Source organism: Lactococcus sp. SK2-659 (genome assembly GCF_020218185.2).
Classification (GTDB): Bacteria; Bacillota; Bacilli; order Lactobacillales; family Streptococcaceae; genus Lactococcus; species Lactococcus lactis.
Genome location: NZ_JAIWQZ020000001.1, coordinates 437,334 through 463,590, shown reverse-complemented (window position 1 = coordinate 463,590; position 26,257 = coordinate 437,334). Strand labels below are relative to the sequence as shown.

General features: G+C 35.2%; 22 protein-coding genes. 5 read left to right on the top strand and 17 right to left on the bottom strand.

Features of this window, described 5'->3' with window-relative positions; all coding sequences use genetic code 11:
- Positions 1-45: 45 nt before the first annotated feature.
- The 3 genes from LDP15_RS02220 to xylA form a co-directional block, all read right to left on the bottom strand.
- Complete coding sequence (locus LDP15_RS02220; RefSeq protein WP_136122571.1) at positions 46-1,050, bottom strand: aldose epimerase family protein; 1,005 nt, start codon at positions 1,048-1,050, stop codon at positions 46-48.
- A 2-nt stretch (positions 1,051-1,052) separates the two neighbouring features.
- Positions 1,053-2,558 carry a xylulokinase gene (xylB, locus tag LDP15_RS02215; protein ID WP_015426670.1) on the bottom strand — a complete coding sequence of 502 codons (1,506 nt, stop codon included), beginning with the start codon at positions 2,556-2,558 and terminating at the stop codon, positions 1,053-1,055.
- 66 nt (positions 2,559-2,624) lie between these two features.
- Positions 2,625-3,944 carry a xylose isomerase gene (xylA, locus tag LDP15_RS02210; protein ID WP_012898127.1) on the bottom strand — a complete coding sequence of 440 codons (1,320 nt, stop codon included), beginning with the start codon at positions 3,942-3,944 and terminating at the stop codon, positions 2,625-2,627.
- Positions 3,945-4,054: 110 nt separating this feature from the next.
- Between xylA and LDP15_RS02205 the strand changes: the two genes are divergently transcribed.
- On the top strand, positions 4,055-5,008 hold the full coding sequence (locus LDP15_RS02205; RefSeq protein ID WP_042230458.1) for an AraC family transcriptional regulator: 954 nt from the start codon (positions 4,055-4,057) through the stop codon (positions 5,006-5,008).
- 144 nt (positions 5,009-5,152) lie between these two features.
- Here LDP15_RS02205 and purK read toward each other — a convergent pair whose 3' ends face one another.
- The 4 genes from purK to purD form a co-directional block, all read right to left on the bottom strand.
- Positions 5,153-6,259: a 5-(carboxyamino)imidazole ribonucleotide synthase gene (purK, locus tag LDP15_RS02200; RefSeq protein WP_136122572.1), complete on the bottom strand. Its 1,107-nt coding sequence runs from the start codon at positions 6,257-6,259 to the stop codon at positions 5,153-5,155.
- Positions 6,260-6,309: 50 nt separating this feature from the next.
- Positions 6,310-6,795, bottom strand: coding sequence for a 5-(carboxyamino)imidazole ribonucleotide mutase (purE, locus tag LDP15_RS02195; protein WP_015426674.1), 486 nt, complete (start codon positions 6,793-6,795; stop codon positions 6,310-6,312).
- A complete protein-coding gene (locus LDP15_RS02190; protein ID WP_136122573.1) occupies positions 6,783-7,517 on the bottom strand; it encodes an HAD-IIB family hydrolase in 735 nt (244 codons plus the stop codon). The genes purE and LDP15_RS02190 overlap by 13 nt, the downstream gene beginning before the upstream one ends.
- 73 nt (positions 7,518-7,590) lie before the next feature.
- The gene (gene purD / locus LDP15_RS02185) at positions 7,591-8,832 is read right to left on the bottom strand and encodes a phosphoribosylamine--glycine ligase (RefSeq protein ID WP_042230460.1); all 1,242 of its coding nucleotides are present in this window, start codon (positions 8,830-8,832) and stop codon (positions 7,591-7,593) included.
- A 355-nt stretch (positions 8,833-9,187) separates the two neighbouring features.
- Here purD and LDP15_RS02180 point away from each other — a divergent pair, with 355 nt between their 5' ends.
- Both LDP15_RS02180 and LDP15_RS02175 read left to right on the top strand, forming a co-directional pair.
- Positions 9,188-9,814 (top strand): TetR/AcrR family transcriptional regulator, encoded by a 627-nt coding sequence (locus tag LDP15_RS02180; RefSeq protein WP_015426676.1) that lies wholly within the window; start codon positions 9,188-9,190, stop codon positions 9,812-9,814.
- 103 nt (positions 9,815-9,917) lie between these two features.
- On the top strand, positions 9,918-11,315 hold the full coding sequence (locus LDP15_RS02175; protein WP_015426677.1) for an MDR family MFS transporter: 1,398 nt from the start codon (positions 9,918-9,920) through the stop codon (positions 11,313-11,315).
- A 32-nt stretch (positions 11,316-11,347) separates the two neighbouring features.
- On the opposite strand, the gene LDP15_RS02170 is transcribed toward LDP15_RS02175, so the two are convergent.
- Positions 11,348-11,866 (bottom strand): TetR/AcrR family transcriptional regulator, encoded by a 519-nt coding sequence (locus LDP15_RS02170; protein WP_158414573.1) that lies wholly within the window; start codon positions 11,864-11,866, stop codon positions 11,348-11,350.
- 167 nt (positions 11,867-12,033) lie between these two features.
- Here LDP15_RS02170 and LDP15_RS02165 point away from each other — a divergent pair, with 167 nt between their 5' ends.
- Complete coding sequence (locus LDP15_RS02165; protein ID WP_225513432.1) at positions 12,034-13,428, top strand: MDR family MFS transporter; 1,395 nt, start codon at positions 12,034-12,036, stop codon at positions 13,426-13,428.
- Positions 13,429-13,496: 68 nt separating this feature from the next.
- Here the strand turns inward: LDP15_RS02165 and LDP15_RS02160 are convergent, their stop codons facing one another.
- The 4 genes from LDP15_RS02160 to LDP15_RS02145 all read right to left on the bottom strand — a co-directional run bounded on the left by LDP15_RS02160 (position 13,497) and on the right by LDP15_RS02145 (position 17,817).
- Entirely contained in the window at positions 13,497-14,192 is a 696-nt protein-coding gene (locus LDP15_RS02160) for a YjjG family noncanonical pyrimidine nucleotidase (RefSeq protein WP_225513433.1), read from the bottom strand.
- Positions 14,193-14,367: 175 nt separating this feature from the next.
- Positions 14,368-15,924 carry a bifunctional phosphoribosylaminoimidazolecarboxamide formyltransferase/IMP cyclohydrolase gene (purH, locus tag LDP15_RS02155; protein WP_136122574.1) on the bottom strand — a complete coding sequence of 519 codons (1,557 nt, stop codon included), beginning with the start codon at positions 15,922-15,924 and terminating at the stop codon, positions 14,368-14,370.
- Between the two features lie 176 nt (positions 15,925-16,100).
- Positions 16,101-16,643: a hypoxanthine phosphoribosyltransferase gene (gene hpt, locus LDP15_RS02150; RefSeq protein WP_003130055.1), complete on the bottom strand. Its 543-nt coding sequence runs from the start codon at positions 16,641-16,643 to the stop codon at positions 16,101-16,103.
- A gap of 136 nt (positions 16,644-16,779) precedes the next feature.
- Positions 16,780-17,817 (bottom strand): NAD-dependent epimerase/dehydratase family protein, encoded by a 1,038-nt coding sequence (locus tag LDP15_RS02145; RefSeq protein WP_015426682.1) that lies wholly within the window; start codon positions 17,815-17,817, stop codon positions 16,780-16,782.
- A gap of 130 nt (positions 17,818-17,947) precedes the next feature.
- Between LDP15_RS02145 and LDP15_RS02140 the strand changes: the two genes are divergently transcribed.
- Entirely contained in the window at positions 17,948-18,478 is a 531-nt protein-coding gene (locus LDP15_RS02140) for a TetR/AcrR family transcriptional regulator (protein ID WP_225513434.1), read from the top strand.
- 50 nt (positions 18,479-18,528) lie between these two features.
- On the opposite strand, the gene LDP15_RS02135 is transcribed toward LDP15_RS02140, so the two are convergent.
- The 5 genes from LDP15_RS02135 to LDP15_RS02115 all read right to left on the bottom strand — a co-directional run bounded on the left by LDP15_RS02135 (position 18,529) and on the right by LDP15_RS02115 (position 26,239).
- The gene (locus LDP15_RS02135) at positions 18,529-20,118 is read right to left on the bottom strand and encodes an ABC transporter ATP-binding protein (protein ID WP_042230462.1); all 1,590 of its coding nucleotides are present in this window, start codon (positions 20,116-20,118) and stop codon (positions 18,529-18,531) included.
- Between the two features lie 166 nt (positions 20,119-20,284).
- A complete protein-coding gene (purN, locus tag LDP15_RS02130) occupies positions 20,285-20,833 on the bottom strand; it encodes a phosphoribosylglycinamide formyltransferase (protein ID WP_015426685.1) in 549 nt (182 codons plus the stop codon).
- A gap of 28 nt (positions 20,834-20,861) precedes the next feature.
- Positions 20,862-21,884 (bottom strand): phosphoribosylformylglycinamidine cyclo-ligase, encoded by a 1,023-nt coding sequence (gene purM / locus LDP15_RS02125; protein ID WP_225513435.1) that lies wholly within the window; start codon positions 21,882-21,884, stop codon positions 20,862-20,864.
- Between the two features lie 114 nt (positions 21,885-21,998).
- On the bottom strand, positions 21,999-25,097 hold the full coding sequence (locus LDP15_RS02120; protein ID WP_015426687.1) for a type I restriction endonuclease subunit R: 3,099 nt from the start codon (positions 25,095-25,097) through the stop codon (positions 21,999-22,001).
- Positions 25,094-26,239: an AAA family ATPase gene (locus tag LDP15_RS02115; protein WP_042230466.1), complete on the bottom strand. Its 1,146-nt coding sequence runs from the start codon at positions 26,237-26,239 to the stop codon at positions 25,094-25,096. Before LDP15_RS02115 ends, LDP15_RS02120 begins: the two co-directional genes overlap by 4 nt.
- Between the last annotated feature and the right edge of the window lie 18 nt (positions 26,240-26,257).

The window sequence follows — 26,257 nt, the reverse complement described above, 5'->3', positions numbered from 1 at the left end:
TATTTTATTAAAATTATTTTTACTGATGAGTCTGTCAGTAAATTTTTAATCCGTTGTAAATAGATATTCTGTTATAAAAGTCTTTTTTTGACCTGCTTTAAGCTCAATCGTTCCCCATTCAGGATGATGAACAAGGTCAGGTATTTCTTGAAATTCAATAGCAATTCCGCGATTTTTGGACATTGGTCTGTCATTAATCATTGACTCTATTTCTGGATTTGTGGCTGTATAAATCACGACCGCTTGTCTATCAGTTTGAGCTACTAGTTTCCGACCAGATAAAGGGTCATAAAGCATTAAACTTTTATCTTCTTTGGGATTAAAAACAAAGCAATCATCTAGTCCTACGGGATTATCTTTTAAAAGTTTTTTGATTGAAACGCTTTCTTTAATGGAATAAGAACTGTCGTCAACATTTAGAAGACGACCAGTTGGTATATTCTCTTGATTGGTTTCAACCAGAAAGTCAACATTTGCTTGAATGAAATGCTCATGAGTCGTTGATAATTCTGCTGACAGATTAAAATAAGGATGCCAAGCCGGATTAAAGACTGTGTCAGTTGCTGACAGACCTGATATTGTCACTTCTAACTTATTGTCAGTTAATTTATAAGTAACTTCTGCTTGGATTTGACCTGGAATGCCTGACTCTCTATCGGTTAAACTTAGCGTGATACCAACAGATGAGTCTGTTTCAAAAGTCTCATAAGTCCAAAATTGTCTTTCCCAACCATGACTTCCTGAATGTAAATTATTTTTTCCTTCATTTGCCTCTAAACTGACAGAATCATAAGTAGCGCCTGAAATACGCCCGGCAACTGGACCGCAAATTACACCATAATATCCTCCATCATTTGCATAGGTTTCGGAATTATTTTTGGATAAAAGAATATTTTCAAATGTTCCATTTTTGTCAGGAATGAGGAGTTGATGGACTCTTGCTCCATAATCATGGACAACGATGGTGAGTCGTTCATTTGATAATGTAATCTGACTAATTGATTTGTCAGCTCTAAAAGGCAAAGATTCTTTGGAAATGGTAAATGTCATAATTAACCTTCGTCATTGAATTCTACTAATTGATGAGAAATTTCAGAGATATTTTTATAAACTTGTTTCCAAATTTGATAAATTTGCTCATAACGTGCTACATTTTTTGGATTTGGTATGAAACTGGCTTCCTTGTAATGAACAAAAGCTTTAGTGACCGCTTCTAAGCTATCAAAAAGTCCGCAACCAAAAGCAGCAATCATACAAGCACCAAGTCCCGGTCCCTGCTCAACCGTTAAGCGAATCATTTCAGAATTAAAAATATCTGCTTGCATTTGCATAATGTCGGGATTTTGCGCACCCCCACCTACGGAAATCAAACGTTTAAACTTCTTGTTTTTCGTTTTTTCCATGATATCTTTAGAATCACGCAATGAAAAGGTAATTCCTTCAAGCACTGCTCTTGAAAAATGTTTTTGTTCATGATGAGCAGAAATTCCTATAAAACTTCCGCGAATTTTTGAATCAAAATGTGGTGTTCTTTCACCTACAATATATGGCGTAAAGAGCAATCCTTCTGAACCAGGAGAAACTGTGTAAACTTCTGACAAAAGTTCATTGAAACTCAAGCCTTTTCCAAAAGTTTCCTTATACCAGTTTAAAGAATTTCCAGCAGCCAAGGTTACTCCCATTGAGTAATAAGCACCCGGAACCGTGTGATTAAAGAAATGAAGTTTTCCTTTATAATCTGCAATTTTAGGTTCATAAGCGGAAACGACTCCGGAGGTTCCCATTGAAATCAAGCCCACTTCTTCATTGATTAAACCAACACCCAGAGCGGCGGCAGCATTATCGGCTCCACCAGCAAATACTTTTACTTTATTTGTCAGTTTATAGCGTTCAGCTATTTCTGCCTTGACAAATCCTGTTCGGTCAGTGGATTCAATCAATTCAGGTAGAATTTTCCTTTCAATATTGAATGCGTCAGTAATTTCCTCTGACCATTGTTTTTTCTCAATATCTAAAAGTAAAGTTCCTGCTGCGTCAGAAAATTCGGTATAAATATTTCCTGTCAGCCAAAGGCTCAAGTAATCTTTTGGCAACATTATTTTTTTAACTCTTGACCAAACCTCTGGTTCATTTTCTTGGAGCCAAAGAATTTTTGGTAAGGTAAATCCTTCAAGAGCAATATTTTTTGTAATCTCTAAAAGTCGCTGACCAAGTCTGTCAGTAATTTCTTGACATTGTTTGCTTGTTCTCACATCATTCCAAAGAATTGCTGGATAAACTGGTTTATTATTGTCATCTAAAACAACTAATGAATGCATTTGCCCCGAAAAACTAATGCCTGCAAGTTGCTGACCAAAATCTGAAATTTCTACTGACAAACCGGTCAGTACTGATTCAAGTGCCACAATCCAATATTCTGGACGTTGTTCAGAATAGCCTTGTTTGGGCGTATCAATTTGGTATTCAGCAGATTTTGTTGTAATTAAATTACCAACTTCATCCATCAAAATTCCTTTAAGACTTGATGTTCCTAAGTCAATTCCTAACACGTAAGTCATTATTATTCCTCATAATAAAAGAGAAGGACGAGGAGGAATTCCTCGCCCTCTTTTAAGTTCTAAATTTTAAACAAGATAGTCATTCAATACTGATTTGATGTATTCCAAGTGATTAGAATCAAGTTCAATATCGTCACCATGTTCAAGTGCAAATGCGGCAAGACTTTCAAAAGTTGCTGTTCCATTTTCAATAGATTGTCCAACTTCTGTATTTTTGTATGAACTATAACGTTCGTCAACAATATCAGACAAGAATTTATCTTCAATGATTGCTGCTGCACCTTTCAAAGCACGCGCATAAGTATCCATCCCTGCAATATGAGCAAGAATTAAATCTTCTGCTTTGAAACTTGTACGACGTACTTTCGCATCAAAGTTAATTCCACCTTTGCCAAGTCCACCGTTCAAAAGAATTTGGTGCATCGCAAGTGTGATATCAATAACAAGTGTTGGGAATTCATCTGTATCCCAACCAAGCAAGTAATTTCCTTGATTGGCATCAATAGAACCCAAAGCATTGAAAGTACGAGCAGTATTTAATTCGTGTTCAAAAGTGTGTCCAGCCAACCAAGCATGATTTGTTTCAAGATTGAGTTTGAAATATTTGTCCAAATCATATTTTTGCAAGAAAGCAAGAGCTGTTGCTGAGTCAAAATCATATTGGTGAGTCATTGGTTCTTTTGGTTTTGGTTCAATCAAGAAAATGGGCAAGTGGTTGATTGATTTTGCATAATCAATTGCCAAATGGAAGAATTTTGCCATATGATCCATTTCAAGACCCATATCTGTATTCAAAAGTGATTCATAACCTTCACGACCACCCCAGAAGACGTAATTTTCACCACCGAGTTTTTTAGAAAGTTCAAGACCTTTTTTAACTTGTGCAGCACCATAAGCAAAGACTTCAGCACGATTAGAAGTTGAAACACCATTCATATAGCGGGGATTTGAAAACATGTTTGCTGTATTCCAAAGTAATTTAATCCCTGTTGCTTTTTGTTTTTCAAGAAGGTGGTCAGTAATTTCGTCCAAATTAGCATAAAATTCTTTCAAAGAATTTCCAGTAGGTGCAATATCAATATCATGGAAACAATAATATTTAACACCTAATTTTTCAGCAATTTCAAAGAAAGCATCTACTCGACGGTGAGCACGGTCAAGTTCAGAACCACCTTCCAAATCCCAAGGGCGTTCCATTGTTGCTCCCCCAAAGGGATCTGACCCATCCATTGTAATTGTATGCCAAAATGCAAGGGCAAAATGAAGTTGTTCTTCCATTGTTTTACCAGCAACTACTTCTTCTGGATTATAATGGCGAAAGGCAAACATATTTTTAGTTTTTGTACCTTCGTATTTGATAGGTGCGATGTCGTTAAAGTAAGCCATTTTTATAGCTCCTCCTCTTTATGATATTAATATTATTTTCAAACTCGTAATTACTACTATACATTTCTTGTAATATATGTCATAATAATAGTGATTAGGAGAGAATGAACATGAAAAACGAATTAGAGAATATTTATCATTCAAAAATAAATAATCTTAATTTTTTACTTGTCGATATTACTTACAGAAAACCTCACCTTCATTTTGACATTGAATTAGCTTTTGTCTTAGAAGGGGCTGGTCAGGTAATAACGCAAGAGCAATGCTTTGAAATCAAAGCTGGACAGGCAATTATCTTTAATAGTTGCCAAGTTCACGAACTATCTTCAAGCGACTCTATGAAACTTTTGATTCTACAGTTTTCATCAGAAATTTTTAAAATTATCTTCCCTCAGCTGGATAAAATTTATTTTGAAAATCATCCTTTCAATCTAAAAAATCAACCTGAAACTTTAAAATTACTCTTACAAGCGGCTTTAAGTTATTTTGCTGATGATAAGAATAATTCCTTGCGTACTCACGGATATACTTCCCTTTTATTAGATCGCTTATTAAGTATTTCTGAATACAGTATTTTAAGCAGTTCTGAACAAAATAAATTAATGGATCTCCAAGAGCGAATGGAGAGAATTTCTTCTTACATTCATGAAAACTACGACCATAAAATTTCTTTAGAAATGATTGCTTCGCATGAAGGACTTTCCAGAACGTATTTTTCCCATTTCTTTAAAAGTAATTTTGGGATTAATTTCAACGAGTATTTAAATAAGATTCGTTCTGAAAAAGCAAGAACATTACTTTCTTCTTCTAAAGATAATTTATTAAATATTGCTTACATGTGTGGTTTCTCAGATATCAGAACGCTCAACACCGCTTTTCTTAAATCTTATGGTGTTCTACCGAAGGAATTTAGAAAAAATAGTGTACTCTTCCCAAATCTCAACTATATGACTTTCAATCAAGATAAAATTGATAATCAAGTTTTTTATTCTGATAGAGGCTCTTTTGATATTTTGCAATATTATTTAGAAAAAAACTTTGAAAAAACAAGTAGTCATTTTTAGACTCTTTATTTTTAACAAGTTAATGATATCGCTTTCTAAGAATCTTATCTTACTGTTTTGTTCTATTTTTCAGGGGAAATGTTGTCATTTTATCATACCTAAATCAAATAAAAAAAATACTTGGCTTTTACCAAGTATTTTTTATTAATCCCAAATTTTAGTTGCTTTAATTTCATTAATCGTTTGGTCAAAATCATTTGTTAAGATTGTCACATGTCCCATTTTTCGATTATGTTTAGCATCTGCTTTTCCATAATCATGTTGATGCCAATCGGCATGCTCATGATTAAGATTCTTAACTGCCTCAACGTGTTGCCCTAAAACGTTCAACATAATGGCAGGTTTCAAAAGTTTAGGTTCTGGTAGGTCTTCTCCTAAAATCCCTTTAATATGTAAATCAAATTGATTGAAATCACAAGCTTCAATGGTAAAGTGGCCACTATTATGTGGTCTTGGTGCTAGTTCATTGACATAGATTTGACCATCTGCTGTTAAAAACATTTCCACACATAAGGTGCCAGATAGCTCTAATTTTTCCGCAATTGAGGTCGCAATTTTATAAGCATTCTCTGTAATTTCAGCAGATATACGAGCCGGAGAAATCGTCTGATGTAAGATGTTTTCTCTATGTTCGTTTTCAGCTAGAGGAAAAACCACATATTCGTGACCATTTCCACTAATAATAACAGAAATTTCACGTTCAAAAGAAATAAAATCTTCTAAAACACATTCTGAAAGTTCTGTCAGTGATTTAGCTGCTGACAAGTCTTTATCAGCATTTAAAACCACTTGTCCATGACCGTCATAGCCTCCAGTTGTTGTTTTTAAAACTTGTTTTCTAGTTACTGTTTCTGGGAGTTTTTCCGCTGAATCTACGAGTTGCCAAGGTGCAACATTAACTTTAGCTTCGTTGGTCAAAAATTCTTTTTCAAAGCGACGATTTTGCGTAATCTCTAACAGACGTATTCCTTGAGGAATCCTTACACAGTCTTCAATTTCGTGCAAAGCTTTTGCTGATACATTTTCAAACTCATAAGTAATGACGTCACAAGCATAGGCGAGTCTTAATAAGTTTTCAACGTCATCATAAGGTGCAACAATCAGTTCATCAGATACTTTTGCCGCAGAACAGTTTGGATTTGGGTCAAGTGTAATGACTTTATGTCCCATGTATTGAGCAGCAATTGCCATCATCTGTCCAAGCTGACCTCCACCAATAATACCAATTGTTTGCTTTGTATTCTTTATCACAAGTCTTCCTACCCTTCATTATTTGAAATCCTACAACTTTTGAACTCTTATTAAAGTAATGCTTTGTTTGATTCCTCAACCATTTCTTGTGCAGCAGCCCGATAGACCAACAATTTTTGGTATAAATTCTCGTCTGTATTCGCCAAAAGTTGCAAAGCAAATAAAGCAGCATTTTTTGCTCCAGCCTCTCCAATTGCCATTGTCGCTACAGGAACCCCTGCCGGCATTTGAACAATCGAATAAAGTGAATCCAAACCAGACAAAGCTCGCGATTTTATTGGAACGCCAATGACTGGGACGAGGGTCTGAGCAGCTACCATTCCTGGCAAATGAGCGGCTCCACCAGCACCCGCGATGATAACTTTATAACCTGCCTCACGAGCTTGGCTCGAAAATTCAGCCATTAAAGCTGGTGTTCGGTGTGCGGATACGACCTTTTTTTCATAAGCTAAACCAAAGTCATCTAAAATTTTTGCTGTTTCTTTCATTGTCGCCCAATCTGAGCTCGAACCCATGATAATTGCTACTTCTGCCATTTTATTTTCTCCAAATATCCTAAAATTTCTTTTTCGTCTAAATGAACATCAGCAAAATCTAATGTTCGATTATTCCCAATAGCAATGGAAAGTTCCGCATGAGCTAATAATTGGATATCATTTGCATCATTTCCAAAAGCAATATATTTTTCTTCGGGAAAATATTTACGAAAACTTGTATATTTATTAACAGCTTTTGCCGTTAAATCAATATTTTCACTTTCCTCGTGACTGACAATTTCAAGCTCTAATTTTGTCAATTCATTTAAAATATTCTCCTCTTGATGATTGAGTAAACAACATTTGATAGCTTTATCAATTTCGGAAAGCCCAATATTTTGTGCTAAATGAAGTTGGTCAAGCTTGTCATTAATTTTAGCTTTTGTATCATCTCTATTCAAAAGAGCATAATTCCAATCTGAATCAACTAAATAATCCAAATCATTGTCAGCAATTATTTTTTTTATTACCAAAAAATCTGACTCTAAGATTGGTTGAACAATCTCAATTTCTTGATTATTTCGCACAATAGAACCATTTCCACCAATTAAAAAATGCTCTGGAAATGCTGACAGTAATGGCAACATATCCCGAATAGGACGGGCGGATGCAAAAACCAGTTGATTTTTTACTGACAGTTCTGTCAGTAATTTTATAAGTTCTGACGAAATCATTTTTCCGTCAAAACAAATCGTCCCATCAAGGTCAAAAACGAAAATCATCTTTCCCCATTTCTAAACAAATTTCTCCAGCCGAAAAATTTATGTCAGTAACTTTGAACCCTTACTATTCAAATTATTTTACGGCTTTTGAACCAATATCATGACGATAAAAGAAACCATCATTTTCCAATTTATCAAGTTTTTCATAAAGCAATTTCTGTGTACTTTTTACATCTTCTCCCGTTTCAGAAACAAGATAAACTCGGCCTCCACTAGAGATTAATTGATTATTTTCATTTTTGGAAACTCCTGCATAATAAACATTTAAACCTTCAGGAATTTCTGGAAGAATAAGTCCCAGTTTTGCTTGACTAGGATAGCCTTCTGCAGCAACAACCACACCCAAAGTCACACCAGACTCAAGCCATTCTAATGTTGGCTCATTTCCAGCTAAAATATCAATAATTACTTGAGCTAAGTCACTTTTTAAACGGGGGAGAACAACTTGGGTTTCAGGATCCCCAAAGCGTGCATTAAATTCAATTGTTTTGACTCCGTCTTCTGTCAAAATTAAACCTGCATAAAGAACACCTGTAAATGATTTTCCTTCTTTTATCATTCCAGCTACTGTTGGTTTAACAACTTTTTCCAGAGCCTCATTTACAACCTCCTTAGAAATATGTAGGACCGGTGAGTAAGCCCCCATTCCCCCTGTGTTAGGGCCTTTATCTCCATCAAAAGCTCGTTTGTGGTCTTGAGCAATCGGCATCGGATATATTTTCCCGTCATGGACAAAACTAAATAAAGAAAATTCTTCACCATCAAGAAATTCCTCAATCACAACTTTTCCTTGACTACCAGAAAAAATATCGACCAGAGCTGACTTAGCGGTCTCAATATCAAAGGCAACCGTCACACCCTTTCCAGCAGCAAGCCCATCAGCTTTAATAACAAGAGGAACTCCTTTTTCATCTAGATATGCAAGAGCAGGCTCTAAGCTATCAAAAGTAGCATAATCAGCCGTTGGAACCCCATATTTTTTCATAATTGATTTTGCAAAATCTTTAGAACCTTCTAGCTCTGCGGCCATTTTATTTGGCCCAAAAATTGGTAATTCTGCTTTTATAAAAGCATCGACGACGCCATTCATCAAAGCAGTTTCTGGGCCAACAAACGTTAGTCCAATGTTTTGATTTTGAGCAAATTCAACTAATTTATCATTAGATAGTTCGGAAATATCAACTATTTGAATTCCATCTTTTTCCATTCCTGAATTGCCTGGAGCTACAAAGACTTCTTCAACTTGAGGACTTTCCATAAATTTTTTTGCTAAGGCATGTTCGCGGCCGCCAGAACCAATTACCAAAATTTTCATCATTTCTCCGATATTCCCAAACGCTTTTTATATACACAAACTTGTGTATTCAGCTATTTTATTTATTATTCAACAAATCTTGAACGAATAATAAAAGTCAAAGTGACGATAGCTCATCTATCTTTTCTTGCTTTATAAATCTTATAATTCTATCTTAAAAGATTTGTGATAAAAGAAAAAGCCTGAACAAAAGTTTCAACAAATAAGAAGAGAGATTGTTCGGTATTTACTCAATTCTAGCCAGAGTTTTCCTCTTGAAATTTTTAAATGACAAATTTGTTTATCAGCTTTTCTATCGCAATTTTCATTAAAAACATGTAAAATAAATCTAAGTAGAAAAAGAAAGCGAAAACTTATGGCGACTCAACCAACCAAAGATAAAATTATTAGTAGCAGCTGGGAACTTTTAGAAGAACTTCCTCTCACAGAATTTTCAATGCGTAAATTAGCTAGTCGGCTAGGAATGACAGTGTCTTCTCTTTACTACCATTTTTCAAGTAAAGAAGCACTTTTTGCAGAACTTATTGATAAAGCAAGCCTTGAAATTATTTTTCCAGCAAATGAGAAAACGTGGCAAGACCGCCTTTTCGTCTATGGTAAAAATATTTATGCTGTTTTAGAATCTTATCCAAACCTCGCACAATTGATGATGGATTATCCACCAGAATCTGAGAACTATCTTCGGCTCTTTGATAAACTTTTAATGATTGTAGATGATCTCAAGCTTTCTGATGATCATAAATTTTACACCATTAACCTTTTTCTAAATTTTATTTACACCAGTAAAATAGATAGTGATCGTTTAGTAGAGCAACCCGAAAAACCTCTTTCTACTGTCAAAATTCCTCTGGTACAACTGGCTCCTTTTCTCGATAAATATTGGCGAACTGAAAGCCTCACCAGTCTTAGCTCTTCTGAAAGTTTTGAGTTTGGTTTACAGCTTATTATTTCAGGAATTGAAAAAATGCTTAAAATTAATTAATTTATAAAAAACTTCCTGAGGAAGTTTTTTTCTTGACTTTATTTCAGAACAATGGTATCATTTTTACCGAACGGTGTTCTAAAAATATAAAAGAAGGTTCTTTATGAATAATACTAATGATTTTAATTTAAAAAAAGTCTTACCTGCGGTTCTAACAATTGCAATTGGAATGCTTTTAGTAATGATGGATACAACCATTATGAATGTCACTCTTCCGCATATCCAGTCTGCTTTCCATCAAAATCTCTCAAATAGTCAGTGGGTCATTACTTCTTATACTTTAGCTATGGCCACAGTTATTCCATTTGCTGGATTTTTGGGAGACCGCTTTTCAGATAAAAAAGTTTTTGCTTTAGCAATCATTTTTTTCACTATCGCTTCATTTCTTGCAGCTAACGCTCACTCACTGCAAAGTCTTATTATTTGGCGAATTGCTCAAGGCTTAACTGGTGGCGTTGTTGCTCCAATCGGAATTGGGATGTCTTTTAAAATTATCCCAATGGAAAAACGAGGTTCAATGATGGGCCTTCTAGGGTTACCAATGTTGCTCGCTCCAACAATAGGACCTGCACTTTCAGGTTTCTTAGTTAAACACTTCAATTGGTCAACTGTCTTTTTGATTAATCTTCCGGTTGGAGTTCTAGCTCTAATCTTTGTTCTCCTCTTTCTCCCAAATTTTCCGGCAAATAAAGCAAGTAAAATTGATTTAAAAGGGGCTCTTCTTTCTCCATTTGCCTTTCCAATTTTAATTTATGGTGTACACGTTGGGACAGATAAAGGCTGGTCAAATCCTACTGTCTTCTCTTTTGTAGGCCTTGGTATAATCATGTTGCTTTTATTCATTATTGTTGAACTACGTGTTGAGAATCCTCTTTTACACCTTCGAGTTTTTGCAATTCCTGAATTTACAAAAGGAATTTCGCTCATGTGGCTCAATCAAATCGTTGTTTTCGGGGCCATGCTTCTTGTCCCACTTTACTTACAAAATGTCGTTGGACTTTCTTCTGAAAATACAGGGCTAATCATGGTTCCGCAGGCAATTGCTAGTTTTTTAGGAATGACAATCGGTGGGCGTATTTTTGATAAATTTGGGACAAAAGCTGCAGTTCTGCCGGGTTTTACTCTGGGAGCTATAAGTCTTAGTCTTTTTAGTCAAATTAAACCTAGTTCTTCTTTACCTTTCACACTTTGTGCTATTATTTTACTTGGTTTAAGTCAAGGTCTGGTCAATATGCAAGTTAATAACCACGCCCTTCAATCTGTTCCAATGAAAAATATCAGTCGAGTTACTCCACTAACAAATGAAATGATGCAAGTAGTCAACTCATTTGCCATTGCCTTTTTGACAGCATTTTTAAGTGGTCAAATCAAAAAACAGACTGGACTTTCTCCTTTACAAGCAAATCTAACTGCCTTCCACCATACTTTCTGGTTACTCCTCCTTTTCGTTATTGTAGGTTTCATTTTAACGCTATTCTTACGAAAAAAAGCAAAAGCATAATTAAAAAACACTGTTTATCAAAACAGTGTTTTTTAAATCTGATTTAAGATTTCATTGACTTCATATTTTTCAGCAAAAAGTAATCGTAAGGCTAAAACCATGCGAGCTGCAAGAATCTCAGATGATAATAAAGAAAAAGTGTTTTCCTCATTAAGAAATTTGGTCAACTCTTGTTCGTAAGTATGCCACATCTCAAGTAGACGGCGTCTTAAAATATCACTTTCTTCAATAATCGCTGGCAGATTTAAAAAAACTTCTTTTTCATTATTCGCCGAAGTATTCAAGAGCCAATTTTTGTAAGTTTCCCAGATTTTATCAGCTGGAATTTCTTTTAAAACTTTAATAATCAATTCTAAAAGTTCACCCTCATTATCAAAAACAAGCTCTTCTTTAGATGAAATGTATTGAAAAAGTGTTTTTTTGGCGATTCCACATTCATTAGCAATCTCCTGCACAGTTACGTTATCAAAGCCTTTTTCTTCAAAAAGATGCATTGATTTTGTGAGAATTTCCAATCTTTTAGCCATCTTTTTATCTTCTCTTTTACTCATAATTCTAGTATAACACATTTTTAGTAACTCGGTAACTTTTTCTCTTGACAAGCAAAAAGTAACCGAGTATAATCATTTTCATAAAGATAAAAAGTAACTCAGTTACTTAATTTCTTGGAAAGGAACTGTGTTCGTCTTCTCTAAAGCTAGATGAATCACATCTTAATATGAAAAATAAAAAACTTTGGATTCTTATGATTCCGCTCATGCTCGTTTTATTTATTGCTACCCTTGACCAAACGATTGTGGCTGCAAGCCTTCCGACCATTGCTCGGGCGATTGGAAATAGCGACCAAATCACCTGGGTGACGACTGCTTATCTCTTGACTTCGGCAGTAACTACCTTAATTTTTGGAAAACTCGGCGATTTATTTGGTCGTAAAGCCATATTGCAAATCGCACTCGGCATTTTTCTTATCGGTTCACTTTTTTCGGGAATTTCTGATAATATCTGGTTTCTCATCATTGCTCGCGCCTTTCAAGGAATTGGCGGAGGTGGTTTAAATACACTTTGTATGGTGGTCATTGCTGATTTAGTTCCTGCTCGCGAACGTTCTCGTTATTTAGGAATTGCTGGGCTTGTTCCTGCTGTGGCTCTGATTGCTGGACCATTTCTTGGGGGATTTATCACGGATATCTTTAGTTGGCACTGGATTTTCTTTATCAACTTGCCTATTGGTATTCTTTCTTTAATTCTAATCGCAAGTTATTTGAAATTAGCTAATCCTAACCATGATTCAGGAGTAAAAATTGATATTTCAGGAAGTCTTTTGATTACAGTTGGGACTACAACGCTTTTGCTCACCTTATCGCTTGCTGGTTCTACTTTTGCTTGGGCTTCTTTGCAAATCATCTCCTTATTCCTTGTTGCTTTATTATCTCTTATTGCCTTTGTTTTTGTTGAAAATCATACTAAAGAACCAATCACACCCATTTCTTTCTTCAAATCTAGTATATTTTCTATCTCAAGTCTGCAATTTTTCTTGGCAACAGCAGCACTCTTTGTGGGCATGGTTTTTACGCCCATGTATTTTTCCGAAATTCGTGGCTATTCAGCAACGGCGGCTGGTTCTAGTATCATTCCCATGCTGAATGGTTTAATGATTGCTTCCAGTCTTTTTGGAGAAGTCATTGCTCGCACGGGACATTACAAATATTTAGCTGTACTCGGTAGTTTATTGATTGGTCTAGCAAGTCTTTTATTAATTGGACTAGCTGCTCATACAGCGCTCTGGCTGATTTTGTTGGCTTTATTTATCATGGGCTTTGGGCAAGGTGCTATGATTCAAGTAGCTCTTGTGGCTGGACAAAATGCAGTTCCTTATCAACAAATTGGTGCAGCAACTGGCGCCCTCAATTTTTTCAAGAGTCTTGGTGGGTCTTTTGCTTCGGCAATCTTTGCCATTATCCTGACCAATAGCCATTCTTTTGGGAGAACTTTTTTCTGGATTGTTCCCTTAATGATTCTTTCATTGATTCTCGGTCTATTTATGCCCGAAAAACCACTTTCTAAAGAAATGATTGATGTTGCTGCTGGCAAGGAAGAAGTTCCTGAATATTGAAGAATTTGCTTTAATTATCCTAATTGAAAATGCAAAAAAAACTGTCAATATTTTGACAGTTTTTTGTATTAATTACCAGCTTTTATTAATGTTGGAATTTCTAGCAAATCTTGGATTTGCACATCTGGTTGTGCTTCTCCACTAACTTCCAATTGTTTTGGATTATACCAAATTGTCTTTATTCCAGCTCTATTCCCTCCTAAAATATCAGTTGCTAGGGAGTCGCCAACGATTGTAAATTCTTTTTGATTGGCCGCTTCAATGTGGTCAAAGACGTAATCGAAGAAAGCAAGAGAAGGCTTATGATGACCCACTTCTTCACTAATAAAGATTTCTCTAAAGTGGTCAGAGATTCCAGACTCAAAAATTCGTGGGCGAGAAACACGTGATGTTCCATTACTAACCACATACATTTCTGCTCCTTTTGCTGACAGCTCTATCAGTAATTCTTTGGCATGTTTAATCAGCTCATGACCTTGTGATAAGTAAAGTTGATATTCATCATCAACAGCAACTGGATTATAATTTACTGACACATTTAAAGCTCTAAAAGCATGGTCAAATCGAGTAGATAGAAGTTCTTCTCGTGAAAGTTTTTCTGATTCGTGTAAACGCCAAAGCGCTTTGTTTTCACGAGAGTAAGTCGCACGATTTTCCTGATTATCTTCAATTTGATAGTGGGTAAAAATTTTTCCCAAAGCATCATATTCTGCTTTATCAAAATCAAGTAAGGTGTTATCAATATCAAAAAGTAGTACAGTCATTTCTTTTCCTTTGCTTAATGTATTCTTTGCATTCCCTACATTATATCAGAAAAGGAGATAAAGATGAATGTTCTGAAACTTTAAAATTTTTTCAATGACAATAGACAGATGATTTACAATAGAAATTTTAATATTAAATTAGAGAAAAAAATCTACCCTAAAGGTAGACTTTTTATTAATGTCTAAAATGACGAAGTCCTGTGAAGACCATCGCAATTCCATATTTATCACAGGCATCAATCACTTCTTGGTCGCGTACAGAGCCACCTGGTTGAACGATTGCTTTAATTCCTGCCTTAGCAATTTCATCGATATTGTCAGCAAATGGGAAAAAGGCATCCGAACCAAGAACCGCATTTTCTTGAAGTTCTACTGATTTATCTGCGGTTGCCTCTAAGGCAATTTTTACAGAGCCCACACGGTTAGTTTGGCCAGGACCAACACCAAGCGTCTGGTGGTCATTGGTCACAATAATCCCATTTGATTTGACAAACTTAACTGCTTTCCAAGCAAACTTCATGGCCTCCATTTGTCTATCAGTTGGTTGAACTTTAGTCGCCACTGTCCATTCTTTTGGATTTTCAACAATGACATCTTGATTTTGAACAAGTAGTCCTCCAAGAACCCCTGTTACAAGCGCTTCTTTTTCTGAGGCTTCTTTTTTAGAAAAATCAACGGTTAAAAGTCGAATATTTTTCTTTTTACTTAATACCTCCAAGGCTTCTTTGCTATAAGTGGGTGCGATAATAATTTCAAGGAAAATCTTACTCATTTTTTGCGCAGTTGCCAAAGTTACTTCTCGATTTAAAACAATAATTCCACCGAAAATTGAAACTGGGTCTGCTTCATAGGCATAATCCCAAGCTTTTTCGATATCCGTTGCTGTTCCAATCCCACATGGATTCATATGTTTGAGGGCTACAACTGTGGGTTCTTCAAAATCTCTTGCAATTTGTAAAGCAGCATCTGCATCACGAACATTGTTATAGCTTAGTTCTTTACCATGAATTTGCTTACTTTGGGCAATTGAATAAGTCGTAGGTATTCCTGACTCATAAAAATCTGCATTTTGTTGCGGATTTTCACCATAACGCATTCCTTGTTTAAGGTCGTAAGTCAAGGTTAATTTTTCTGGTTTTACATTTTCTACTGGAAATTCTTCTGTCAAATATTGTGCAATTAAAGCATCATAACTTGCAGTGTGGCGAAATACTTTTGCTGCAAGTTGCTGACGAAAACTTAAACTTGTTTCACCTTTTACTGACAGCTCTGTCAGTACTTTTTCATAATCATTTGGGTCACAAACGACTGTGACTGACGCATGGTTTTTAGCTGCTGAACGCAACATTGAAGGGCCACCAATATCAATCTTCTCAATCATTTCTGCTTGACTGCCCCCAGCAAGCAAAGTTTCTTTGAAGGGATATAAGTTCACAACAACCAAATCAATTGGAGAAATATGATGTTCTGTCATTGATTTCATGTGACTTTCCAAGTCTCTACGTCCAAGAAGGGCTCCATGAATTAGTGGATGCAATGTTTTAAGGCGCCCATCCATCATTTCTGGAAATCCTGTTACTTCATCGATTGCAATATTCGGAATTTCTTCTTGGTCCAAAACGGCTTTCGTTCCACCCGTTGAGATAATTTCCCAACCTAATTCTCGAATTTCCTTAGCAAATTCTACAATACCTTCTTTGTCTGAAACACTGATAAGTGCACGTTTTGACATGATTTCCTCCAAGTTTTCTGCTGACAATTCTGTCAGTAATATTTTTTCTTATAAAATAACTGACAGAACTGTCAGTAAATATTTATCATGTCTTTATTTTACATTTATCGTTTGGAAATAAAAAGCACCAGTTTTAAAACTGGGCTTTTTTTATTATAATTGTTCGGAAATTACTTTTAGTCTTTAATTAAAAACTCTTCATTGAAAATTCCAATATATGGCAACTGACGGTAACGTTCGGCATAATCAATTCCATAGCCCACAATAAAGGCATCCGGTACTTCAAAGCCAACATAATCAGCGTCAATATCAACTTTACGACCACTTGGTTTATCTAATAAAGAGATAATTTTTACTGAATGTGCTTGACGTCCTGTCAGCAATTTTTTAAGATAGAGCAAAGTATTTCCAGTGTCAATGATATCTTCAACAATCAAAATATCACGTCCATGAGCCACGGTTGATAAATCTTTCAAAATTCTAACTTCTCCAGAAGATGAAATCCCATAACCATAACTGGTAACATCCATAAAATCAACTTCAGCATCAATTGATAATTCTTTAAGCAAATCAACCGTAAACATGATTGACCCTTTTAATATTCCAACAACAAGTGGATTTTTTCCTTCATAATCGCGTGAAACAACTTCCGCAAGCTCTTTGACACGTTCGGCAATTTGTTCTCTGGTAAATAAAACTTCTTTTAAATGTGGATGCATTTTTCTCTCCAATTTTTTTCACAATATGTTTCTATTTTAGACTTTTTTAGAGAGAAGAAAAAGACCAGAAGTCTGACTTTGGTCTTTTTTAGCTTACAACGTTCGGAAATAGAAAATTTTCAAAACCATAATTTTCTTAATCAACTTTAATAACTCCCAAATCCAACATCGTTTGTGCCGTTTGAATAATCGCTGCTTCACCTGAACGTGGTTTCCAGCCTAAAAGTTTAACTGATTTTTCATTTGAACAAGCTGTGTTTTGCCCCAAAAATGTAGCTGGCATCGCCAAACTTTTATCAAATCGAGCTAAAATTTTAACTAAAAAGTCGGGAATTACCTGAGTGGATACTTTTTTAGCTTTTGTACCAAATTCCTTTTTCAAAAACTCGGCTTGCTTTTTGTAAGTAATATTTTGGCCTGAAGTTGCAATGAAACGCTGACCAATCGCTTCATCTTTTTCAAGAGCTAGCAAATGTAAATCAGCAACATCACGAACGTCAACATAATCAAATGCTAAATTTAAAAGTCTGGACATTTTACCTTCAAACATATTTTTTATAGCCGCACTAGAATGTGAAAAATCATTTCCAAGAATTGGACCCATAACAGCTGTAGGTAAAACCGATGCTCCTTCAATACCATAAGCTTCTGCAAGTTTCCAAAACTCCATTTCCGCCATCGTTTTAGAACGTTGATATGCATTAATTGGAGCATCAAGATTTGTCCAATCTTTCTCTGTGAAGATTTCTGGATGATGCTTATGCCCCGCTAAAACTGCTCCCGATGCTGAGGTCAAGACCACTCGTTTAACTCCTGCTTGCTTGGCTGCTTTCATCACAAACTTCACTCCATCTACCGCCATTTTCACCATTAAATCATCAGCGTCAGGACGTTGCAAAGGTGTTGGTGAAGCCACATGAATCACAGAATCAACACCAGTCATGGCCTGACTCCATCCTTCTTCTTTTGTCAAATCAGTTTGGACAAAACCTAAATCTGTAAAATCTGATATTCCGCCTTGTGCCATCATTTTTTTCACTTCTTCTTGTCGAGACATCGTCCGCAATGTCGCCCGTACTCGATAGCCTTTTTTCAATAAAGCAATCATGATAAACATAGCAATATATCCAGAACCACCTGTTACAAGAATTGTTTTTTTATTTGTATTTGTCATTTAATTTTTTCCTCTATTTTTCTTAATTCACATCCGTTACACTTGAAACTTATGTAAAATTATTGTACGATAGAAGTGTAAAAAATACAAGTCTTTGAAAAGCTTGTGTGACACAATCAGGAGAAGTGTAATGGCAGCGACAAACTATTCCCAAACTATCAAAAACGATACAAAAGATTTTATTACTACAGCTACTTTGCAACTATTAGGAATTCAAAAAACATCCGAAAAACCGAAAAATCTTGCTCAACTCACCGTTTCAAACGTTTGTAAAAGAGCCGGAGTTAGCAGAATGGCTTTTTATCGTAACTTTGAGTCCATTGACCAGGTCATTTATCAATACTATCAGCCTCAAATTTCTCAAAGTTTTGAAATCATTCGTCAGAATGTTTCTGCCAGTTCAAAAATTGAAAACCAATTAAAATTCTTTGAAGAATTCAAAAATGACCTCTTTCTTTCTGAAAGTCAAGGTTACGAACCAATTATTCGTCAGATTTATATTGAAGAAATTGAGAAATTTTATGAAAAAACAAATGACGAATATTTCATTACTTTTGTCGCAAATGGAGTTTATGCTCTTTGGCGTAAATGGTTAATGAACGGTCAAGATAAGCCAATTGAAGAAATACATGAACTCATTAGAAAAATTGTTACAATTTAAGTGAAAATAAAAAGACACTTGCACGTGTCTTTTTAATATCCATTTATCTTTTAAGCAATTTCCTGTCCTAAATGAATCACCTCATCCAAATAACTTTGAGTTTCATCATATAGATGGTGTGTAATCATAATCACCGTCAAATCAGGATTTTCTAAAATATTTTTTTCTACAGCTAGAGCTGTTTTTTTGTCAACACTCGCCGTACTTTCATCCATCACTAAAATTGGCTTACTGCCCATTAATTCTCTAGCAACAGATAATCTTTCTTGCTGACCTCCTGATAAATTTTTATCATAAACCGTATCAAGTTTATTAAATACAAAGTCATCAGCACAAGCAATTCTAATCGACTTATCAAAGATATCTGGCGAAATTTTACGCCCTAAAGTCAAATTTTCTTCTACTGTTTCCTTAAAAAGATAGGGAAATTGCATAATCACACTCATCACATGAGGTAAAGATTTTCGATTAATTCCTTTGTAATCTTTCCCGTCTAATAAAATTTCTCCCTCATAGTCTTGCTTATTCCCAACCAACAAATTAATCAAGGTTGATTTTCCACTTCCACTATCGCCAATAATCGCGTATTTTTTTCCTCTTTCAATGACAATTTCTGGATACTCAATTTTTTGCCCATCAGGAAATGCAACAGCCAGATTTTTTAATTCTAATTTACTTTCAAAAGCTGTCACTTCTTCTCCGTCAGTAACTTTTGATTCGTCAGTAATTTTTCCATATTTCTCTAACAGCTTTCCCGTTGCATTGAGCAATATTAAACTATTCGCTACACTTTTTGAGTAATTAGTTACTGTTCCTGACAAATTTCCGACACTCATGACAACACCAATGTCAATTTGCCCATTCATGATAAGAAAACCGGCGACAGCTAAAATCAAAAACTGCCCTAACATACTAGTTCCTAATAAAGAATACTGCATCCAAGCACGGGTAAAAATTAATTTCACATTCGCCGTAGCTAATTGATTAAATTTTCCCATGGTTCGCTCTTGCATAAGACCCAATTGTTTATTATGATAAAGCACTTCATAACCACGCAAGTAATCCGTAGATGTTGCTAAGGCATCATTTGCAAGTTCCGACACTTGTTCCGTATCTCGTTCCACTGATTGTTTAAACATTTTTGGAAAATAGAACAAAAGTGCTCCAACCAAAAGGGTTGTCAAAAGCAATATCCAGTGGAAAAAGATAATAGCAATTCCTGAGAATAGCATCGCAACAATTCCCGTATAAACAAAATAAATCTGGTGGAAACCATTATCATAAAGTAGTTTTGTATCATTATTTAACCACGAATTATAATCTTCCTTACTATTTTTTTCAAAATCAGAATAAGAAATTTCCGTCAGAGGCTCAATGATATCCCGGCGTACAGCATTAAGCTGTTTTTGTATGGCAATTTCTTTCCAAACATCACGCGCTCCTTGAACAAAACTATCGACTATCCAAAGGATAATATCAATAGCTAACCATAAGAAAAATTGATTCATCTCTTTTGCAATCAAAGAATTGAGCACATTTGCTAAAAAGACCGAACTCAAGACCGCGAGAGCAATATCAATCGTGATAAGTAAGAAAACCATAAAATTTTCAAATTTGAATTCTTTAAGATACTTTACCATTTTTCCTTCTCTTATTTTACTTAAGATTATGTTACCACTACATTTTAGCATTTAAATTCCAAAAGTAAATAGCGCTTACAAAAGTATTTTAGATGTTTTATTTTCTTAAAAGAACTGAAAATTTTCTCTTATTTTTATTAAGCTAAAACGTAAGAAAAAAACTTCATCATTGCTGATGAAGTATAATTTGGCGAACGACTTCTGCATAGAGCTTGTGCTCTGCTTCATGAACAGAACGCTCATAAACTTCTAAATCTTCGTGATAAGCGAGCGAGATTTGAGCAATCAATTCCCCAGTATCAACACCCTCATCAACATAATGAATACTGATTCCCAACCCCTTTTTTGCCTCATGTGATTCTTCAATCGCATGAGGTGAACCGGCAAAATCTGGAAGATAAGAAGGGTGAACATTGATTATCTTTCCTTTATATTTTGATAACACCGTCGCACCAATAATTTTCATGTAGCCCGCCAAGAGAATTAAATCAATTTCTTGATCTTTTAAAATTTCCACCAAAGCCTTTTCATAATCCACTTTTGAAGAAAATTCTTTTAATTCCAAACTTGCCTTTGCCACCCCTAATTGCTTAGCACGTTCAAGTACATAAGCATCATGATGATCTGAAAAAACAAATTTCACTTGGTCTGGAAATTGTTCAGCTAGTGTTTGAAAGTTTGAGCCATTTCCTGATGCAAATACTGCAATTTTCATGCTATCCCCTATTCTCAATGAAAAAAGATTATTTTTTAATCACTACTGCTGCATCTTGTCTTTTGACCATTTTACCAATTTCAAATACATTCAACTCTTTTTTGAGAGCTTCAGCATTTTCAGGAGCAACAGCGATTACCATTCCAATTCCCATATTGAAAATTTCATACATTTCTTCATGTTTGATATTCCCATATTTTTCAAGAGCTTTGAAAATTGGTAAAATATTCCAAGAACCTTCAACAATTTCAGCTGACAAGCTATTTCCGAACATTCTTGGTAAATTCTCATGGAATCCTCCGCCTGTAATATGAGCAATCCCTTTTATTTTATTTTGTTTAATCAAGGGTAAAAGCTCTTTGACATAGATTTTTGTCGGAGTTAAAAGAGTATCAATCAAAGATTGGTCAAGTTCAGGCAACGATTCATTCAAATCAAAGTCAGCAAAAACTTTCCGAACCAAAGAGTATCCGTTAGAATGAATCCCAGATGAGGCAAGACCAAGCAAAACATCGCCCACTTCCACATCTTTTTCACCATCAATTAATTGTGATTTTTCAGCCACACCCACAGAAAAACCAGCTAAATCGTAATCTTCTTCATCATACATTCCGGGCATTTCAGCTGTTTCTCCACCAATCAGCGCTGCTCCTGCTTGCAAGCAACCTTCAGCCACACCAGCCACAACTTGCTCCAATTTTTCAGGAATATTTTTTCCTGTGGCAATATAATCCAAAAAATACAGTGGTTCAGCCCCAGCAGCAATAATATCATTGACGCACATGGCCACGCAATCAATCCCAATCGTGTCATGTTTGTCTGCTTGAATGGCTAACATCAATTTAGTTCCCACACCATCTGTCCCCGAAATCAATACAGGCTCTTTCACATCAAGCACAGATAAATCAAAACTTCCACCAAAACCACCCAGTGCCCCAAGCACACCTAAACGTTCGGTTTTAGCAACATACTTCTTAATACGAGAAACCACCTCATATCCTGCTTCTACATCTACCCCAGATTTTGCATACGCATTCTCAGACACTGTCATTCTCCATTTTCTGATTTATTTTATTCTACTTCCATGTTAAATGATTTTCAAACATAAAAAAAGTTCCAGCGGGTAGTACTGAAACTTTTTGATTGGATTGTTCGGAAATAGAATTTATATGTTACCGCCAATTCCTTTAAATTTTTCAACAAAAGCACTTATCTTTTCAAAAACTGTTTGTTTTTTCGTATGATATGCTGGATTGAGTGGACTCATTTTAGGGAGGCTTTCATTAAGAGCATTGCCATTTTCACTCGCATATTCTTGTTTAAGAGATGCACGAATATACCTTTTAGCACTCTCAGGATTTAACCCCTCCTCTTGAATCAAATCATGTACTTCTTTTTGTTGCTCTTTTTGCGCAAAAGTATAAAACTTCTCAAGAATCTCCGGACGATTTTTGATTGCATTGATATTCGTATTCCTGATGAAATCTACAATTAAGCTTTCTTTCGCTCGATTTCCAACGCTTGCGCGGATCGTTCGAATAATTTCATCAATCAGTTGATCTTTATCCGAAACTTTCTTATTTGTTTCAAAAATCAATTCTAAAATATAATCTAAATTGATTTCTTGCGATTTCAAAAGTTCCACTTCAAAAGTAACAGAATCCCAATCTACAGTTGATTCCTCTTGTTTTTGGTTTCGTCGTTCATTCGTGAACCATTCTCGAATATCGTTATAGGTCGAGCGATAGTCCTGAATCTCTCGAACATTTGGAATTTCTAACTGTTCAAGTTCCTGAATCTTTTCATCATCTAAATAAAATTTTGTTTTGAGCTCCTCAACCGCCTGCTCATCTGATAAATCAATTTCTTGTAAAGCTTGCAATCCTGCAAATTCATCATAGTTTTGCAAGATATTATCCAGTTTTAAAAATTCGCCAAAGAGTTTAACAAATTGCTTTTTATCTGCTTCCTTAACAATTTTATCCGGCTCTGGAAATTTCTCTTTTAATTCCTGAACAACCTCTAAATAGCCCCGCCTAGCTTCATCTGTCTCATCATCTTTAAAGCCATTCATATATTCGTTATATGGACGTTCAAGGAGCACTTCTGCTGTTTGAGATTTTCCAAATAAAGTAATTGCTGCTTTGGTTTTACTTTCCAAATCACGGAAGGTCACAATATTTCCAAAAGATTTTGTCGCATCATAAATTCGGTTAGTCCGTGAAAATGCTTGAATCAAACCATGATATTGCAAATTTTTGTCCACAAATAAGGTATTTAATGTCGGCGCATCAAAGCCTGTCAAAAACATCCCGACGACAAGAAGCAAATCCACTTCTTTATTTTTAACACGTTTGGCTAAATCCTTATAATAATTTTGGAAACTCTTCCCCTCCACAGAAAAAGAACCATTAAATTTTTTATTATAGTCGTTAATTGCATGAGTTAAAAACTCCTTAGCGCTATAATCTAAGGCTGTTGGTTCAAAAGTTTCATCTTCAATATCACCAATCGCATTTTGATTTTCATTCGCGGCAAAAGAAAAAATAGTAGCAATTGTCAGTTTCTTCTCAGATTGTTCTTGCAATTTTTGGAGTTCTTCATAGTAAAGTTTTGCCGCTTCAACACTTGACACAGCAAACATCGCATTAAAACCTTTTCCTGCTGTTCGGTGCGTTTTCTGCGCAAAATGATTTAAGATATAGTCTGAAATTTCATGGATCCGTGTGGGATGAAGTAAGGCTTGCCGATTTTCCGCCGCTGATAATTTTTGTTCATCTGTTTCAGCTTCTAGCCTTGCAAACTGTGGCCGAACATCATTATAATCCACCATAAATTTGAGGACTTTTTGGTCGCGAATGGCATCCGTAATCACATATGAATGTAATTCTCGTCCAAAGACAGAAGCTGTTGTTTCACTCCCCAAAGCATTCTCAGGAAAAATTGGTGTCCCTGTGAAGCCAAATTGGTAATAATGCTTAAACTTCTTTTTCAGATTCTTTTGTGCTTCACCAAATTGACTACGGTGGCATTCATCAAAGATAAAGACCACTTGCTTATCATAAATCTCATGTGTCTCTGTCGTTTTCATAAGATTATTGAGTTTTTGAATGGTTGTGACAATGATTTTATTGTCTTCTTTTTCAATATTTCGCTTCAAACCAGCTGTACTATCGGAACCATTCACACTGTCCGGTGAAAAACGCTGATATTCTTTCATGGTCTGATAGTCGAGGTCTTTACGATCCACCACAAAGAAGACTTTATCAATAAAGTCAAGTTCTGTTGCAAGGCGGGCAGCTTTAAACGAGGTCAACGTTTTACCAGAACCTGTGGTGTGCCAGATGTACCCCCCTGTTTCAATCCCTGCTTTTAATTTTGAATCATGAGCGGACTTGATTTTCCAAAGAATACGCTCCGTCGCTGCAATCTGATAAGGACGCATGATTAAAAGCGTATTACTTGAATCAAATACCGAATAATTCATTAAAACATTGAGCAGCGTCCGTTTACTTAAAAAAGTCGCCGTAAAATCTTTCAAATCTCTAATCGGCTCATTATCTTTACGTGCCCAATTCATGGTAAAATCAAAGGAATTTTTATCCCGTTTGGTGGTATTGGCAAAATAACGGGTGTCTGTTCCGTTTGAAATCACAAAAATTTGGAGGTACTTGAAAAGGGAATTTTCACCGTTAAAACTCTCTTTACTGTAACGATGAATCTGATTAAAGGCTTCCCGAATGGACACCCCACGCTTTTTTAACTCAATCTGTACCAAAGGTAAGCCATTCACTAAAATCGTCACATCATAACGATTGGCATGACTACCTTTTTGCTTCATCTGATTGATGACTTGCACTTTATTACGCACAATATTTCTCTTATCCAAGAGATAAATATTTTGAATGTGACCATCATCAAAAATAAAGTCATAGACATGGTCATCATGAATTTTACGCGTACATTCGATAATGCCATCACTTGATTTATTGAGATACTCTGATAAAAGGCGCTCCCACTCATTATCAGAAAAGTGAACCGCATTCAAGTCTTCCAATTGAAGTCGCAAATTTCCTAATAATGCTTCTGGTGTCGTTAGATAATTAGCATAATCATAGCCTTGCTGCTGTAAATCTGAAATCATCTCACGTTCAAGGTCTGACTCAGATTGGAAGTTTCCTTTTTGTTCTAGTTTTGTCCATTTGTCTAGGACGATGAAATTGTTGGATTCGATGATAGGGGAATTTTGGTTGATTTGATTCATGATTGCTCCTTATGAAACTTGTAATCTGTCTCAAAATGTTCTACCAAGTATTGTAACATTTGTTTTTCTGGTTCATTTGGCTCGGACATTTCATCTGCTGAATACTTTGAATGACTTGAAATATTAATCATTCTAGCCTCATAGGCTTTTCTATTATCCTCTGGTAATAAGTCAGACCACGTTTTATAACCCAAAAAAGTAGATGTTTTTTCAAGTAAATTTCTCAAAAAATTGAAATGATACTTGTGTACATCTCCTACTTTTATCGCACGATGGAGTTCCTCCAGTAAAGTAAGATGATAAGAAAAAGGAGAATCATCTTGCTGGTTCTTTAATTCATAGCTCCCATCTTCACTTTTTTTCAAAAAGTATTTCTTTGCTGACTTTAATTCATTATGAATTACATTATAAAATAAAGGATTATGTGTCGTAATAATAAACTTTATATTTGATTCACTTGATTTGATTAGTCTTCCTAAATCTACTGCAAGTTCTATCAGATGGTTTTCATCAAGTGAAGACACTGGATCATCAATAAAGATGTATTTCAAATCATCAAAATCATCAGTCTCCCTGTCTTCAACAATATTTAAGATACCAATAACATTCTCTATCAGGGAATAGAATACGCTCCAAATAAAATTACTTTCTTCCCCTTTAGAAATTTTAATCTTCTCAGGAACTTCATCATTCCCTCTCTGGTAAGAGAAATTTACTGCTTTTACATGGTTCCTTTTTTGCTCTATGCCATTTTTGCCTACGAAATGATATTCTTCAAGTTCAAAAGTAGGAATTAATTTTTCATTTGTATAATATTGAAAATGGGAAATAATATTTTGGTCTTGTCCTTGTTCATCAACAATCCATTCAATAAAACTATTCGGTTGAATAACTAATTTCCTATCACTATCATTTTCTAAATCATTATTCCAATAAAATAAATCTTCGGTAAAAGCATTATAGTAGAGAATTGTATCACGTGATAATCTATCACTTTCTTCTTCATAATCAGCAGGTTGAACCACGTCTTTAAATTCTCTAGAAAGTCTTGTTTTCCCCGTGCCATTGAAAGCATAAATAATTTGAGCTTTCTTATCACAATCCTTCAATTCTTGAGCAATTTCATTTAGTGTCTTTCCCATATTTCCTTATTCCTTATT